13 protein-coding genes are annotated in these 14,819 nt (G+C 72.7%); 8 read left to right on the top strand and 5 right to left on the bottom strand.

Features of this window, described 5'->3' with window-relative positions:
• Positions 1-175: 175 nt before the first annotated feature.
• The 4 genes from BI06_RS00710 to BI06_RS00695 form a co-directional block, all read right to left on the bottom strand.
• Entirely contained in the window at positions 176-2,179 is a 2,004-nt protein-coding gene (locus tag BI06_RS00710) for an ABC transporter ATP-binding protein (RefSeq protein WP_051740053.1), read from the bottom strand.
• A gap of 163 nt (positions 2,180-2,342) precedes the next feature.
• Entirely contained in the window at positions 2,343-3,479 is a 1,137-nt protein-coding gene (locus BI06_RS54575) for a hypothetical protein (protein ID WP_051740052.1), read from the bottom strand.
• Positions 3,480-3,488: 9 nt separating this feature from the next.
• The gene (locus BI06_RS00700; RefSeq protein ID WP_051740051.1) at positions 3,489-4,409 is read right to left on the bottom strand and encodes a TauD/TfdA family dioxygenase; all 921 of its coding nucleotides are present in this window, start codon (positions 4,407-4,409) and stop codon (positions 3,489-3,491) included.
• A gap of 31 nt (positions 4,410-4,440) precedes the next feature.
• Positions 4,441-5,334: an amino acid--tRNA ligase-related protein gene (locus BI06_RS00695; protein WP_043463678.1), complete on the bottom strand. Its 894-nt coding sequence runs from the start codon at positions 5,332-5,334 to the stop codon at positions 4,441-4,443.
• A gap of 434 nt (positions 5,335-5,768) precedes the next feature.
• Between BI06_RS00695 and BI06_RS54570 the strand changes: the two genes are divergently transcribed.
• A complete protein-coding gene (locus BI06_RS54570) occupies positions 5,769-5,903 on the top strand; it encodes a hypothetical protein (RefSeq protein WP_255360170.1) in 135 nt (44 codons plus the stop codon).
• 8 nt (positions 5,904-5,911) lie between these two features.
• On the opposite strand, the gene BI06_RS00690 is transcribed toward BI06_RS54570, so the two are convergent.
• Entirely contained in the window at positions 5,912-7,108 is a 1,197-nt protein-coding gene (locus BI06_RS00690; protein WP_043463675.1) for an IS110 family transposase, read from the bottom strand.
• 353 nt (positions 7,109-7,461) lie between these two features.
• Here BI06_RS00690 and BI06_RS00685 point away from each other — a divergent pair, with 353 nt between their 5' ends.
• The 7 genes from BI06_RS00685 to BI06_RS00655 all read left to right on the top strand — a co-directional run bounded on the left by BI06_RS00685 (position 7,462) and on the right by BI06_RS00655 (position 14,766).
• A complete protein-coding gene (locus tag BI06_RS00685) occupies positions 7,462-8,538 on the top strand; it encodes a fatty acid desaturase (protein ID WP_051740050.1) in 1,077 nt (358 codons plus the stop codon).
• 113 nt (positions 8,539-8,651) lie between these two features.
• Positions 8,652-9,791, top strand: a complete 1,140-nt coding sequence (locus BI06_RS00680; protein WP_051740049.1) for an inosamine-phosphate amidinotransferase 1 — start codon at positions 8,652-8,654, stop codon at positions 9,789-9,791.
• 78 nt (positions 9,792-9,869) lie between these two features.
• Entirely contained in the window at positions 9,870-11,153 is a 1,284-nt protein-coding gene (locus BI06_RS00675; protein ID WP_043463671.1) for a hypothetical protein, read from the top strand.
• Positions 11,150-12,013: a DUF3865 domain-containing protein gene (locus tag BI06_RS00670; RefSeq protein ID WP_233289962.1), complete on the top strand. Its 864-nt coding sequence runs from the start codon at positions 11,150-11,152 to the stop codon at positions 12,011-12,013. Before BI06_RS00675 ends, BI06_RS00670 begins: the two co-directional genes overlap by 4 nt.
• Complete coding sequence (locus tag BI06_RS00665; protein WP_082558163.1) at positions 12,013-12,492, top strand: GFA family protein; 480 nt, start codon at positions 12,013-12,015, stop codon at positions 12,490-12,492. Before BI06_RS00670 ends, BI06_RS00665 begins: the two co-directional genes overlap by 1 nt.
• Positions 12,493-12,613: 121 nt before the next feature.
• Positions 12,614-13,486: a dimethylarginine dimethylaminohydrolase family protein gene (locus BI06_RS00660; protein WP_043463668.1), complete on the top strand. Its 873-nt coding sequence runs from the start codon at positions 12,614-12,616 to the stop codon at positions 13,484-13,486.
• Between the two features lie 176 nt (positions 13,487-13,662).
• Positions 13,663-14,766, top strand: a complete 1,104-nt coding sequence (locus BI06_RS00655; protein WP_043463665.1) for a hypothetical protein — start codon at positions 13,663-13,665, stop codon at positions 14,764-14,766.
• The last annotated feature ends 53 nt before the right edge of the window (positions 14,767-14,819 follow it).

Below are 14,819 nucleotides of genomic sequence, written 5' to 3'. Positions count from 1 at the left end.
CGGTGGCGGGGCAGGGCGTTCCAGGGCTCCGGCGGGTAGGTGCCGGCGGAGTGGAGCATGACCAGGCCCAGCCGGGTGAGCTTGGCGGCGTCCGCGGGCAGGGCTCGGCGCGGGTTGCGCGGGGGATGCTCACGGGCGGTTCCTCTCCTGGAGCAGCTGGGCTCGGCGAGCCGGGTCAGCTCGGTGTGCGGCCGGGCCGGTAGGGGTTGGCGGGATCCTCCCGGTCGGGGCCGGTGCGGTAGGCGGCGGCCTGGGTCTCGAACATGGCCGCGTAGATGCCGCCTCGAGCCATGAGTTCGTGGTGGGTGCCGGATTCCGCGATGCGGCCCTCGTCGAAGACCAGGATCAGGTCGCAGGCGACGGCGGGACCCAGGCGGTGGGAGACGAGGACGGTGACGGTCTCCGGGCTGGCGTAGTCGTCCAGGACGGCCTGGAAGAGCTGGTGCTCGGCGAGGGGGTCCATGCTGGCGGTCGGCTCGTCCATGATCAGCACGGGTGCGTCCTGATAGAGGCCGCGGGCGCACGCGATCTTGCTCCAGTTGCCGTCGGACAGCTCCGCGCCACCCTCGAACTGCGGGCTCAGGATGGTCGACCAGCCGTGGTTGAGCCCTTCGATCACCCGGTCGGCGCCGGAGGCGCGCACCGCGCGCAGCGCGCGTTCGGGCTCGGCGGAGTTGATGGTGCCGGCCCCGATGGTGACGTTGGCCAGGGCGGTGAGCGGCCAGTGGCCGGGGTCCTGGAGCACGAGGGCAACCCGGCCCTGGACGCTCTCACTGTCGAAGTCGGTCACGCGGGTGCCGTCCCAGTGCACGCTGCCGGCGGAGGGCTCGTACAGCCCGGCCAGGATCCGGCTCATCGTTGACTTCCCCGAGCCGTTGCGGCCCACGAAGGCGACTTTCTGCCCGGCCCGCAGGGTGAAGCTCACGCCGTGCAGCGCCTGCTTGCCCTGCGGGTAGGAGAACGCGACGTCGCTGACGGTGATCTCCTTGACCGCGGCCGGTGCCGAACGCCCGGTCGTGCGCGGCAGCCGGCGGCGGCAGGAATCCTGGAAGTCGGCCAGGTCCCGCACCCACAGGCTGTTCTCGAACACCTGGTGGGCGGCGATGACGACCCGCAGCAGGGCGCTCTGGCTGGCCTGGATGGCGAAGTAGGCGCCGCCGCCGGCCGCGAGCGGCAGCCAGCCGGCGCCCAGCATCCACGCCAGCACCGCGTAGGTGGCGAACAGGCCGAGACCGCCGAGCGCCCGCCCGACCAGCGCGGTGCGGGCCTGGTCGGTCCCCAGCGCGACCTCCTCGTCGCTGATCCGGGTCGCGAGCGCCTCGTGCTCGGCCAGCAGCGCGCCCTGGGCGGTGGAGGTCCGCAGCTCGGCCGCGGTGTCCCGCTCGTACAGCACCCACGAGAAGTGCAGGATCCTGCGGCGCAGGCTGCTCTGGCGCACCGCCGAGAGGTAGCCCTTGCGCACCGAGGTGACCGACGCCGCTCCCTTGGGCAGCACCGCGGCCAGCAGCAGGACGAGCAGCAGCGGGTGCAGGACCCCCAGCACCCCGGCGGCCCCGGCCAGCGCGAGCAGCGCCGAGACGAGCTCGATCGTCTTGCCGACCGACTCCTTGGCGAAGTAGAGGCCTTGATCGTAGGCGCGCCGCACGTCGTCGGCCCACCCCGGGTCGTCCACCACACCCAGGCCCACGTGGCTGGTCAGGGCCAGCAGCTGCGCTTCCAGCTCCTGGCGCACCCGGGGGCCGAGGCGGGCCTGCCAGTGCGCGATGCCAGTGTCCATCACCCCCCGTACCAGCAGCAGGCCGGCCACCACCGCCAGGGCCGGCAGCGCCGCGCGGATCCGCGTCCCGCTCGCCCCGTCCGCGAACACCCGCTGCAGGACGTTGACGGACGCGAGGAGGCCCGCCGAGGCGAGCGCGGCAGAGACCAGCTGGAGCACGGCGACGAGCACGGCGGCGCGCGGGTCGGCCCGCCAGGCCGTGATCCATACCTGACGCACGATCCCCGGCAGGCTCCGGAGGATGGTCAGCACCCCGGTGCGGGATGCCTGCCCTTCGAAGGTCTCCCAGTACCCCTTGTTGACGTGTCCCGTCAGGTCCCCGCTCTCGGGTGCGGACGCGGCACTGGCGGGCGGTGGCGGCAGCGCACTGCGCGGGGCGGGGACGATGGGGCGGTCGGTCATCTGCACTCCGATGCGTCATAGGGGGCCGGCCAGTCGAGGTCCACGAGCGTTCAGGGCGGTGGGCAGCTCCCAGCCCACTTCGGTGTAGGCGTCGGCGCAGGGGCGAGAACATGGCGGAGCCGCTGCCCATTGCGGAGAGCATGGGCGGGCGGCGGCGTTTAGGTCAGTTGGAACGGTCGCTGGTGATGCGGAGCAACGCCACGTTGTGGCGGCGACCGTTGACCTGGAGTGCGAGGTGGTAGCTGCCCGGTGTGAGGGCGGCTCTGCCGGTGGACGGCAGGGCGTGGGCCTTGGTCAGGCGCAGTGGTGCGCCGGCCTTGATGGTGGCTCGGGTGAGGTGGGCGACCTTCTCGCGGGTCCGGGTGTCGGGGTCGGTGCGGGTCAGGATGTACATCACGTGCACCGGGGTGTCGGTGGGTGCGGTGAGGTCTGCTTCGAAGGACAGGCTGTCGCCGAGCTGGTAGTCGGTGCGGTCCAGGCGGATCGGGCTGACGCTGACGGCGGCCTGGGGGTCGTAGCCGAGGGCGGTGTAGGCGGGTGCCCAGCCGGCCTTGAGCCGTAGCTGCAGTGCCTCGCGGGTGATGAAGGCGAGCTCGGCGGGTTTGGCCCGTTCTTCGGTGCGCCACCGGGTCAGGGTGTCGAGGACGAGGTCGGGTTGGGTGCGGGTGATGTCGCGCAAGTGGTTGGCGACCGAGGTGGTCACGAAGCGGCTGGTGTCGGCGTACAGCACGTCGAGCAGCGGAAGGGCCGCGTCGACGGGCAGGTCGGTGCCGACGGACCAGGGCAGGTGCGGTCGGGTGGCCTCGCTGGCCAGGCGCCGTACCCGGTGGTCGGCCGCGGTCGCCCACCCGGCGGCGGCGGCGAGCGTCTGCTCGGGGAAGGAGGTGAGGGCGGTGCGGACGGCGTCCTCGGCGGAGAAGTACGGGGTGATGCTGGCGAACGCGGCGAGGGCCTGGTCGAGTCTGCCGGGGTGGAGGTGGTGGGCGGCGACGTACGCGGAGTGCGGGGCGTAGGTGTAGAGCCCGAAGTCGACCTCCGCGCCGGCGGCTTCCGGGGTGGCCGGGAGGGAGCGCAGCACGGTGTCGAGGGCGGCCTGCCCGGTGAGGGGCAGGTGCTGGTGCAGGCCCTGGGCGGTGCGGGCGATGCGGGCTTTGAGTTCCAGGCGGGGCAGGTCGGCGGTGACCTGGGCGGTGAAGGCGGCGGCGTCGAAGGCGGGGCAGGCGGTCTGCATCTCGCGCCCGATCCGGGCGATCCGCTCCGGGCTTAAAGCCCGTTCTTTCAGGGGAACTTGGGAACTCACTCGATCACCCTAGTGGTGGGTCGGCGCGGTGGCGGGCGACTCGGTGGGGATTCCCCCGTGAGGAGGACTCGGGCGGCGTGTCGCCTGGCGGACGGCGGCGCGGATCAGCAGCCGCTGGTGACGGGAGCTGTCGCAGGGGGAGGCGGTGTGCAGCACCGCGAGGTTGTCCCAGACGACCAGGTCTCCCTGGCTCCAGCGGTGGGTGTAGAGGTAGTCGGGGCTGGTGGTGCGGGTCAGGAGGTCGTCCAGCAGCGCCTGGCCTTCGGCGTCGGAAAGCTCCTCGATGCGGGGGATCACCATGGAGCCGAGCAGCAGGGTGCGGGTGCCGGTGACGGGGTGGACGGGGGCAAGGGGGTGGATGACCTCGGGCAGGAGCGCGAGGGTGCCGGCCTGGGTGGAGGAGCGGCCGCCGGCGGCGTCGGCCTGCTGGGCGCCCAGGTGCTGGGCGGAGTGGACGGCGCTCAGAGCGTCGACCCGATTCCGGAGGTCGACCGGAAGGTCCGCGTAGGCGCGGGTGGCGTCGGCGAAGCGGGTCTCGCCGCCCTCGCCGGGGGTGATGACCGAGTAGAGCAGGGTGGCGGCGGTGAGCTGCGGCTTGAATGAGTTGTCGGCGTGCCACTCCTCCTCGTCGTCGCCGTCGTAGATGCCGATCGGCCGACCGTCCTGGTCGTGGATGTTGGAGACGACGGTCAGGCCGGGGAACCCGGGGACGGTGTACCGGCGGTCGGTGGCGGTGTCGACGTCGTCGAACAGGGCGGCCGCGGCGAGCAGGTCGGCGTGGTTGAGGTGCTGGCTGGGCAGAACCAGCACCCGGTGCTGGTGCAGGAGATCGGTGAGCGTGCGCGCCGCGGCGGGGCCGGCCGTGCGGGCGAGGTCCGTCTCGACGCGGGCGCCGAAGCCGCCGGGCAGCGGGGTGATCGCGAGGTCCATCGTGCCTCCAGGTCCAGGGTGGGTGCCGGGGTCAGAACTGGGGGGACTGGAGGAAGGGGGTGATGTCGCGCAGCCCGGCGGACACGGCGCACAGCCGCTCAATGCCGATGCCAAGGCCTGCGGTGTCCGCGGGGACGGCTCCGGCTTCGACGGCGTCCAGGGCGAGCTGCTGCTCGGCATCGTAGAGGCCGACGGCCTTGGCGCGGTCGGTGAAGGCCGCGGTGTCGGTCTCGTCGGTGTAGCCGTGGACGAGCTCGACGCCGTCGACGATCAGCTCGAACCTCTCCAGGACGGCGGTGGTGCCGGGGGCCAGGCGGGCGCAGGGCTCGTCGCCGCCGGTCGGGTAGTCGGTCAGGAACACCGCGCGGCCAGTGGTGCCGGCCTCGAGTTCGCGGGCGATGTAGAGGCCGAGGACGTCGCGGAACGGCTCGCCCGGATCGGCGCCGATCCGGGCGGCCATGCGCGGGTGCAGGTCGCCGAGGGGCTCGGTGCGCAGGTCGATGCCGAATGCGTCGCGGACGTGGTCGGCGATCGAGAGGCGGTCGGGGGTGGAGGCGGTCAGGTGCGGGCCGACCAGGCGCCAGGCGAGGTCGATCAGGCCCTCGAAGGTGAGGCCGGCGGCGTACAGGTCGAGCATCGTGAACTCGGAGGCGTGGAGGGCGTCGGGGGCCTCGGGGCGGAAGCAGGGGCCGATCTCGTACACCCGCGGGAGGTCGGCGCGGACGTTGACGCGCAGCGCCGGGCCGATCATCGCGCGCAGGTGCCGGCCCTCGTGGAGGGCGGCGGGGACGCGGCGGCCGGGCCCGAGGTCGGCCCGGCGGGCGACGGGGGTGACCACCTCGGTGAAGCGCTCCTCGTGCAGCAGGGTCCGCAGGCCGTGCAGCACGTCGGCCTTGAGACGAATGGGACCGGACAGCGCAGACATGCGCACTTCCTCTCAACAGGGTTACAAGAAAAGGGAGTTGACCATGGGGTGGCGACCCGGGCGGAGCGGACGCCCTGGAGCGCCTCAAGGTAGTCGCGCGCTGCCGCGGGACAGAAGACCACGCGCATCGACCGAGGGGCCGACCCGTGGACGGTGTCGGCGATTCCCGCCGCACCGGCAGGCGTTTGCCCAGGTCATCGGCGTGATGGACGCAACGGGGACGCAACGGTCCGGCGCATCCGACGCAACGGCACGACCCGTTGCCGCCGCCCCCGGTCCGGTCCTAGCGTGATGGCACGGCCACTCGGCGCGACGGGTCACCGGCGCTACGGCGCAGCGCCCCGGCCGGCTCCTTCGAGCCTGCTCGTCTGCGGCTCGACCATCCGATTCACCACGCGTGGCTGCGGCATGCCCGCGGCCCGAGAGGAGAACCCATGGACCAGACCCTGAAGCTCGGCATGCGCCCCGGCGACGGCACCGTGAAGCTCGGCATGCGCCCCGGCGCCTCCGTGAAGCTCGGCATGCGCCCGGGCATCAAGCTCGGCATGCGGCCGGGCGCCGCTTCCTAATGTCGTTGTCAAGCCGCCGTGGTCACTGGAGGTGTGACGTGGTAGCACCGTCGGTCACGGATCAGGGCCCAGAGAACGTTGACCCGTCGGCGGGCCAGGGCCATCACGGCTTGGACGTGCCGCTTGCCCTCCGCGCGCTTGCGGTCGTAGAACTTCCGCGAGTTCGGGTCGCACCGGATGCTGACCAACGCGGAGGTGTAGAAGACGCGTTGGAGTCTGCGGTGGTAGACGGTTGGCCGGTGCAGGTTCCCGCTGACCTTGCCGGAGTCGCGGGGCGCCGGTGCGACGCCGGCGAACGCCGCCAGGGCGTCCGGGGAGGCGAAGCCGTCCAGACCGCCGCCCACGCCGGCCAGGAACTCGGCGCCGAGCACGATGCCGATACCGGGGACGCTCTCGACTATGCCGGCGAGTTCGTGCTCTCGAAACCGGCCCTCGATGAGCTTGTCCATCTCGGCGATCTGCTCGTTGAGGGCCATCACCCCCTCGGCCAGGGTGTGGACCAGCCTGGCGATGGTCTTCTCCCCGGGGACGGAGGTGTACTGGCGCTCGGCGGCCTCGACGGCCGCCTCGGCGAGGGCTCTGGCGTTGCGGACCTTGCGGTTGGCCAGCCACTTCGTCAGCCGTGCGACGCCGGTGCGGCGGATCGCGGCCGGGGTCTGGTACCCGGTCAGCAGCTTGAGCGGACCGGTGTTGGTCACGTCCAGGGCCCTCTCCAGGGCCGGGAACATGCTCAGCAGAGTGCCGCGCAGGCGGTTGACAGCCCGGGTTCGGTCCTCGACCAGGTCGGCCCGTCGGCCGGTCAGCAGCCTGAGCTCGATCGCAGCCTCGTCACCGGGACGGACGGGCTGCAGGTCGCGCCGCATCCGGGCCTGGTCGGCGATCACGTAGGCGTCGCGGGCGTCGGTCTTCCCCTCGCCGCGGTAGCCGTCGGATGCCCGGTTCACCAGCCGGCCGGGGATGTACAGGACCTCCTGGCCTTGCGCGACGAGCAGGCTCAGCAGCAGGGCCGGCTCCCCACCGGTCATGTCGATCGCCCAGGTCACCCGATCGCCGCCGGCCAGGGCGAGAACATCGCCGATCAGCTGCAGCAGCTCGGGCTCGTCGTTGGCGACCCGCCGCGACAGCAGGGTCTTGCCCTCGGTGTCCAGGGCCAGGCCGTGGTGGTGGCCCTTGCCGCTGTCGATCCCCGCCCATATCCGGCTCATCATGCTCCTGACGTGCGTGTTCGTGCTGTTCGTACCACGGACGACCTCGCCGGCATTGCTCTACTCAGCGACTTGCTCGCACTTCCTAATCGGCGGCCGAGTCGTCGTGGGGCACCGGGCGGCAAAGCGACGCAAGCCACGAAACGGCAGCCGCCTGATAGCCACACCCAGCACCCCTGGGCGACCCAACCTTACGAATGGCTCGATCAACCCGGCTCAGAAGGTAGAGCCGCCTGACTCCGATCGTCCTGATCGGCTGACGTGCTGCTGTCGGTGGGCGGGGCGCCCCGCCCACCGACAGCGGTGCACGAAAGGCCGACACCCAGCCCTCAGTGATGTTCGAAGGAGAGCAGATGGGCAGGCCCGGCCGGTGGTCGATACCCCGGCGCGAGAAGACACCGAGGCGCACCCGGCACTCGACCGGCGCGTCCGGTCCGGTCCGGCAGGCGCTGGGGCCGGAGCTGATCGGCGAGCTGGAGAGCCTGTGCGGCGCCCCGAGCGTCGGCCTGCGGGATGTCGCGCTGGACGTCGGCGCGATTGTCGCGGTGGGGTTCGCGGGCTCCCTGGTGGGGCACGTCGTCGGCCCGCTGCTCGCTGTGCTGTACATCGGGGTGCGTCAGCGGCACATCTCGAACCTGGCGCACGAGTGCGTCCATGCCAAGCTGCTGGCCACCGCGCGCGGCAACCGCCTGGTGGGGTACCTGCTGACCGGGCTGCTCGGCGAGGGGCTGCGGCCCTACCGGGCCACCCACGGCGTGCACCACGCGCAGCTCGGCAGCGGAGCCGATCCGATGTTCCAGTCCTACCGGGCCGGGCGCCTGCACACCGTTCGCGCCCCGGTGACCAGGACCGCGTTCGTGGTGCGGGTCATCGGCGGGGCCGCGCTGTGGCGGCTGCCGACGTCGGCGCTGCGCACGCTGGTCACCCGCGGTCCGCGGGAGAGCCGGTGGGCGCCGGCCGCCCGCGCGGTGCTGTGGGCCGGCGTCGCCACCGCGTGCTGGTCCTTCGGCGTCCTCGGCGATCTGCTGCTGTACTGGCTGGTCCCGCTGGTGTTCGTACGGCCGGTGGTCACCTGGATCACTGACCTCGGCAACCACGCCGGCCTGATCGAGGACGACGATGTGCTGCTGCAGACCCGCGGCTGGTCCTCGCACTGGCTCACCCGGCACCTGCTCGGCGGCCACCTCGACGACATGCACCACCCCGTGCACCACTGGTGCCCCAAGATCCCCTGGCGGCGCCTGCCCGAGGCCACCGCCCTCCTCTCTGGGCGCCTGGAGCGCTGGAGCGAGGTGCCGTGGTGCTCCGGCTACTTCTTCCGCCGCCGCTCCACCCCCGAGGTGCCGTGCGTGATCGAGGACGTCATCGCCCGCCTCACCGCCCGGCCCGCACCGCGCCGGGCCCCGGCCGCCGAACGCACGGCCGCCTGACCGCTCAGCCTCTTTCTCACCACCAACGACCGGTCCGCCGCAGCGCGGTCCGGGCGGCACCCCCTGCCCGCCCGGGCCGTGCCGGCACCCGCCGCCGAGGAGGCGGCCACCCCATGACCAAGCCCCAGTCCCAGCTCGACCCGCCCACCCAAGGTGTGCACAGCTTCGACGACTTCACCCGGCTGCGCGAGGTCGTCGTCGGCCGTGCTGACCACTACACCGCGCACGACGCCGACAGCAGCTGGCGGCTGTTCTACTACGAGAACGTCGCCCCGCACCTGCCCGACGGCCAGAGGCAGTTGACGATCCCGCAGCAGATCGTCGACGAGCTGATCGAGGACGTCACCGGCTTCGCGGACGCCCTGGCCGGCTGCGGGGTGCGCGTACTGCGCCCCTCGGCCCCCGGCAAGGACGTCCAGGTCTCCTCCCCGTGGTGGAGCAGCGGTGCGACGCCGCCGCTGAACGTCCGCGACAACACGGTCGTCCTCGGGGAGACGATCGTGGAGACCGCGCCACACATCCGCGGCCGGGTATTCGAGAACGACCACCTCAAGGCGCACTTCACCCGCTACTTCGAGCAGGGCTCGAACTGGCTGGCCATGCCGCGGCCCGCGCTCGCCGCCCACTCCCTGGACACCGCCTACTTCGACCGGCACGGCGTCGACGTCACCGCGGCGATGGCCGGCGAGGACGCCTTGCCCATCGACGGTCTGGGCCTGGAGATGGTCTTCGACGGCGCGCAGTGCGTCCGCCTGGGCCGCGACGTGCTGGTCAACGTCGCCAACCACAACCACGAGCTCGCCTTCCAGTGGCTGGCCCGCACCTTCCCCCAGCTGCGCTGGCACCGGCTGCCGGGGATCGCCGACAACCACGTCGACTCCATCGTCGTCCCGCTGCGCCCGGGCCTGATGCTGCTGCGCGACCCGAGCTACCTCGAGCTCCTGCCGGAGGCGATGCGTGGCTGGGAGGCGATCTACCCGCCGCCGAGCTCGGTGCCCGAGCAGGACTACGACGGGCTCGGGTTCGTGGTTCCCACCGCGTCCCGGTACATCGACATCAACGTGCTGTCGATCGACGAGAACACAGTCGTCGTCAACTCCCTCTACCCGGAGCTGATCAAGGTGCTGGAGCAGCGCCGCTTCACCGTCGTCCCGGTCCGGCACCGCCACCGACGCCTGTTCGGCGGCGGCCACCACTGCTTCACCCTCGACACCGTCCGCGACGGCGGCCCCGAGGACTACCTCGCCGCGTAGTCCGCCCCGGCCCGCACCCCGTGCACGCCCGCCCGGCCGCTACCTGCGCGGCCGCGAACCCGAAGGAGTACCCCGGCCATGAGCAGCACCCCCGGACAGTGGCCCCCGCCCCGCGAGTTCTGGACCGACACCCTGCCCGCCAGGACCGACGGCATGAGGCGCCCGTACCTGTTCAAGGGCGTCGTCCCCACCTCGGCGGCGAACGCCGCCAGCGTGCTGGAGGGCTTCGCCGCGATCCGCCGGGCCCATGCCGACGGGGTGGAGATCACCGCGAACGCCCGGGTGTACGTGGGGGAGGAGCACCGCCCCGACCTGGTGGACAAGGTCCTGGCCGCCGACGGCTGGGCGGAGGGCGACTTCGTCGCGTGGATGCAGGAGCAGGTCGGCGCGGAGCGGTTCAGCCTGGTCCTCAACACCCTGGAGAGCGTCTCCGAGCCGCTTGCCGCGGGCCTCGGCGAGTTCGTCGGCGCGCTGATCGACGGATGGGGCGTCCCGGCCGGCGGCGCCGAACTGGTCGCCTTCGTCGGCAACTACTCCGGGACCGCGTTCGGCGTCCACGAGGGCTACGAGAACGCGTTCCTCACCCACTACGGGCCCGGCACCAAGGACTTCTACTGCTGGTCGGCCGAGGAGTACCGCAAGCTCACCGGCGGCAGCGACCCGCTGTACGGCGACTACACGTGGCTGCTGGAGCACGGCGAGCACTTCGCCCTGAAGCCCGGCGACGCCCTGTTCCTGCCCGAGCGCGTCTTCCACGTCGGCCGCCAGGACGAGTTCAGCATCTCCGTCGCCATCCCCCTCTACACCTTCCCCGACGCCGCGATCGCCCGCGGCTGGATCGCGCCCGACCTGCTGGAGAACCTCCTGGCCAGCGAGCCCGACACCGACGCCGGCCGGCCCTCCCCGATGCAGCCGCTGACCGCGGGCCCGGACGAGCTCGCCCGCCGCCTGGGCACGGTGGCCGCCGACGCGTTCAGCGCCGCCGCCGAGCAGGCGACGGCCGCCGCCGCCCAGCACGCCCACCAGCGCTGGTACACCGTCCTGAGCAACGGCGGCTGGCAGCAGACCGAACTTGACCTCGCCCGGGACGAGGCCGCCGCGGCGTTCACCGCCGCCGAGCTCACGCCCGGCACGAGCGTCACCGTCCGCGCCCCGTACCGGCTGATCGTCACCGGCCGGCAGGCGTTCCTGCGCGGCTGCGAGACGGCGGCCGACCCCGCCGTCCTCACCCCCGCCCTGGTCGAGCGCCTCAACGCCGGCCCGACCACCCTGCCTGACGACCCGCAGGTGCTCGCCGCGATCCGCACGCTCGGCGCCACCGGCGGCCTGAGCCTCACCACCACGCCCGAGGAGACCGCGTGACCACCACCGCCACCGCGCCCACGCTCGACACCCTGCGCGGCACCAGCCTCGTCGAGGCGTACCTGGCCGCGAACCCGGAGACCCGCGGCTACATCCACGCCACCCTCCAGGGCACCCGCGACAGCGGCGACGACCTCGTCGACAAGCACCTCAGGCCCATGATCGACGCGGTCTACCGGCAGATCCGCGCCCTGGTCGACCCCGCCACCCTCACCGCGGCGCAGGCCCGCATGTACATCGCCGAGCTGGCGGTCTTCGCCCGGCACAACGCGCAGTTCCTGCGCTTGGCGGCCGCCCAGGTCTACGGCGCCTGCCCGGCCCTGGGGCACGAGTTCGACCGCAACTTCCTGGAGGAGGGCGGCGAGCCCGGCAAGGTCCCCGCCCACTACATCCTCTACACCCGCGCGCTGCTCACCGACCTCGGCCTGCTCGTCAACGGCCACGTCCCCGCCGACGAGACCGCCAAGCTGGTCCTCCAGCACCAGGTCCTGGTGAACAGCCACATGACCGGCCTCATCGCCGGCGGCTACTACGCCACCGAGGGCGTCGCCGTCGCCGAGACGGAGATCCTGCGCGCCATCACCGACCGGTACGGCGAGCTGACCATCCAGGCCAGCGGCGCACGGCTGAAGAACCTGGACTACTACTACCGGCTCCACCTCGACGAGGGCCACGAGGCCGCGCAGGTCGGCGGCATGAGCGTGGAGGAGGCCCACATCGAGGGCCTGGCCCGGTTCGTCCGTCAGAGTGACCTCTTCCACCTCGACCTGCCGCAGGCCCTGGAGGGCTTCCTGCAGATCTTCGGAGCAATGGCACACTGGTGGACCCAACTGGCCTATCGCGCAAGGGAACTGAACTAGTGTCCGACGCCGTCGTCACTGCCACTGCCACTGCCACTGCCACTGCCACCGCCGCTGCCGCAACCGGCCCCGACCTCAAGGTCCGCTCCGGCGGCTGCCTGTGCGGGTGGATCCGCTTCACCGTCACCGGGCCGGTGGACGACCCGCACGTGTGCAACTGCGCGCACTGCGCCAAGCGCTCCGGCGCGCCGTTCCAGTGGTGGGTCGGGTTCCGGGCGGACGGGCTGGAGTGGACCGGCGAGGGCAGCGAGCCGACCTGGTTCGACACCTACCCCGGCAAGACGGCCCGAGGATTCTGCGGAACGTGCGGAACCCACCTCGCCGCCCGCGACTACGGCGACGACACGATGATCGGCTTCCTCGCCACCGCCCTGGACGACTACGGCACCGACCCGGCCCTGGTTCCCACGAACCTCAACCGGGTCGCCGAGGCCGCGCCCTGGCTCGCCCAGTGCGCCCAGCCCGCCGCGGCCGGCTGACCCACGGACCCTGCGGGGGCGGGCTCGCCTGACAGCGCCCGCCCCCGCAGACCCACCGGGCCGTACCGGGACCGCCTCCACCCCGCACACCACCGCGCCCGCACCGATCCCTGGAGGACCCGTGGACCACGCTGTCCGTGTCGCCACCGAGTACGGCACCCTCGAGAGGGTGGCCCTGCGCCACGCCGGAGACTTCAGCCGCCCCCTGGACGGCCCCGGCGTCCACCCGGTCCTCGCCCGCCAGCAGGCCACCAGCACCTGGGGCACCTACGACCCGGCCACCGTCCGCGCACAGCAGGACCGGCTGATCGCCCTGCTGCGGGACCGCGGCACCGACGTGGTCCTGCTCCCCGACGCTCCGGGCTGCTCCGTGCAGCACTACCCCCGCGACATCGCCTTCGCCGTCGACCACCTCCTCTTCCGCGCCCGCCTGAACTCCGCACACCGCCTGCCCGAGGCCGACGCCCTCACCGACCCCGCCCTCGGCGTCCAGCCCGTCGACCTCGCGCGCGGCACGATCGAGGGCGGTGACGTCCTGCTCCCCGACACCACCCGGGTCCTCGTCGGCCTGAGCGAGGAGACCAGCCCCGACGGCGCGGCCGCCCTCCAGGACGCCCTCGCCCGGTACGGCATCGGCCGCGAGGTCGTTTCGGTGCCCTTCGCGGTCAAGGGGATCGTGCACCTCGACGACCACCTCGCCGTGGTCGCGCCAGGCACCGCCCTGATCCACCGCGAGGTCTTCACCGCCGACCAGAACCGCTGGTTCGACGCCCACTTCGACCACCTCGTCCCCGTCACCGACGCCGAGGCCCGCGCCGTCCAGGTCAACGTCCTGGCCATCGCCCCGACCACGGTCGTGGTCGCCGCCGGCAGCGACCGCATCGCCGCCGCCCTGACCGCCCTCGGACTCGAGGTCCTGGCCGTCGACTACTCCGAGGTCACCCGCATCCCCGGCTCCCTGCGCTGCACCACCCTGCCCCTGATGCGCGCCTGACCCCTGGCCGCGCACTGCCAGAGCCCGGTCGGCACGGCCGCCGGGCCGAGCCGCCGCGCCCGCCCGGCGGCCGAACACCGCTCCCGGCCAACGAAGCCGCGGCGACCGGCGACCGGCAGCCGATCTCCGAGCGCAGACCCCGCCCGACAGTCCGACACACCCGCGAAAGGCTGACCATGCACGAGACCCGAGAGCTTGAGGTGCACGGCGAGGCCGTGCTCGTGGAGGTTGACCCGGAGCCTGGGCGGGAAGGCAGGGCGGCCCTGTGGCCGACGGTCGGCGAGTACCCCGTCTACGACCCTTTCCTCTACTCGACCATGACCACCGACCACGAGCGCAACCGGCGCTTCCTCGCCGCGCTGGCCAAGCTCGCCCCGGGCCGGCGCGTCCTGGACATCGGCACCGGTGAGGACCTCCTGTGGGCGCGGAAGAGCGTGCAGGTTGGAGCCCGCACCGCGGTGGCCGTCGAGGTCATCGCGGACGCCTTCCGCACGGCCGCCGGCACCCTGGAGACCATCGACGAGCGTGACCTGATCACGCTGTTGCGCGGGGAGTCGACCGCCCTCCAGTTCGCGCCCAGGGCCGACGTCTGCGTGGCGGAGATCATCGGCTCGCTGGCCGGCGCCGAAGGCGCGGCCGCCGTCCTGACCGACGCCCGCGACCGCCACCTGGCGCCCGGGGGCCTGGTGGTGCCGCACCGCGCGGTGACCCTCGCCGCCCCCGTCCACCTCCCCGACCTGCTGCCCGGCCAGCCCGTCGCGTTCGCGGAGGAGGCCCTGCCGTACCTGCAGCACATCTTCGACTGGCACGGCAGCCCCTTCGACATCCGGCTGCGCATCGAGAACCCCGACACCGACGCCCCCCTCTGCGAGGGCCGGCCCGTCGAAGTGCTCGACTTCAACGGCGACCTACGCACGCAGCAGCGCACGACCACCCGCATGGCCATCACCCGGGCAGGCCACGTCGACGGCGTGCTCACCTGGCTCAACCTCTGGTGCCTGCCCGACGAAGAGCCGCTCGACGCGCTGCACATGAAGACCAACTGGGCCAGCATCTACTTCCCGCTCTTCGACCAGCCCGTCCCTGTCACGCCCGGAGACGTCCTGGAACTCGCCGTCGAAACAGCCCTCAGCGACAACGGCATCCACCCGGACTACCACCTCGCCGCCACGCTGCGCACCACCGGCGGACAGGAGCACCACGCCTCGCTGACCTCCCCCCACCACGGCGGCCCCTTCCGGGCCAACCCGCTCTACCGGGCCCTGTTCCCCACGGCCTGACCGCACGTCCGGCCCGGGCGGCCCGAGCACGCGCGTGCCGCGGCGCCGCCCGG

Origin of the sequence: Kitasatospora sp. MBT66 (genome assembly GCF_000710405.2) — a bacterium.
GTDB classification, from domain to species: Bacteria; Actinomycetota; Actinomycetes; order Streptomycetales; family Streptomycetaceae; genus Kitasatospora; species Kitasatospora purpeofusca.
The sequence above is the reverse complement of the archived record's forward strand: the minus strand, read 5'-3'. Positions and strand labels throughout refer to the sequence as shown.

Coding starts and splice junctions, on each gene's coding strand:
- BI06_RS00710 (WP_051740053.1), bottom strand. CDS start 2,179: ATGACCGACCGCCCCATCGTCCCCGCCCCGCGCAGTGCGCTGCCGCCA.
- BI06_RS00700 (WP_051740051.1), bottom strand. CDS start 4,409: ATGGACCTCGCGATCACCCCGCTGCCCGGCGGCTTCGGCGCCCGCGTC.
- BI06_RS00695 (WP_043463678.1), bottom strand. CDS start 5,334: ATGTCTGCGCTGTCCGGTCCCATTCGTCTCAAGGCCGACGTGCTGCAC.
- BI06_RS54570 (WP_255360170.1), top strand. CDS start 5,769: ATGGACCAGACCCTGAAGCTCGGCATGCGCCCCGGCGACGGCACCGTG.
- BI06_RS00690 (WP_043463675.1), bottom strand. CDS start 7,108: ATGAGCCGGATATGGGCGGGGATCGACAGCGGCAAGGGCCACCACCAC.
- BI06_RS00685 (WP_051740050.1), top strand. CDS start 7,462: ATGGGCAGGCCCGGCCGGTGGTCGATACCCCGGCGCGAGAAGACACCG.
- BI06_RS00680 (WP_051740049.1), top strand. CDS start 8,652: ATGACCAAGCCCCAGTCCCAGCTCGACCCGCCCACCCAAGGTGTGCAC.
- BI06_RS00675 (WP_043463671.1), top strand. CDS start 9,870: ATGAGCAGCACCCCCGGACAGTGGCCCCCGCCCCGCGAGTTCTGGACC.
- BI06_RS00655 (WP_043463665.1), top strand. CDS start 13,663: ATGCACGAGACCCGAGAGCTTGAGGTGCACGGCGAGGCCGTGCTCGTG.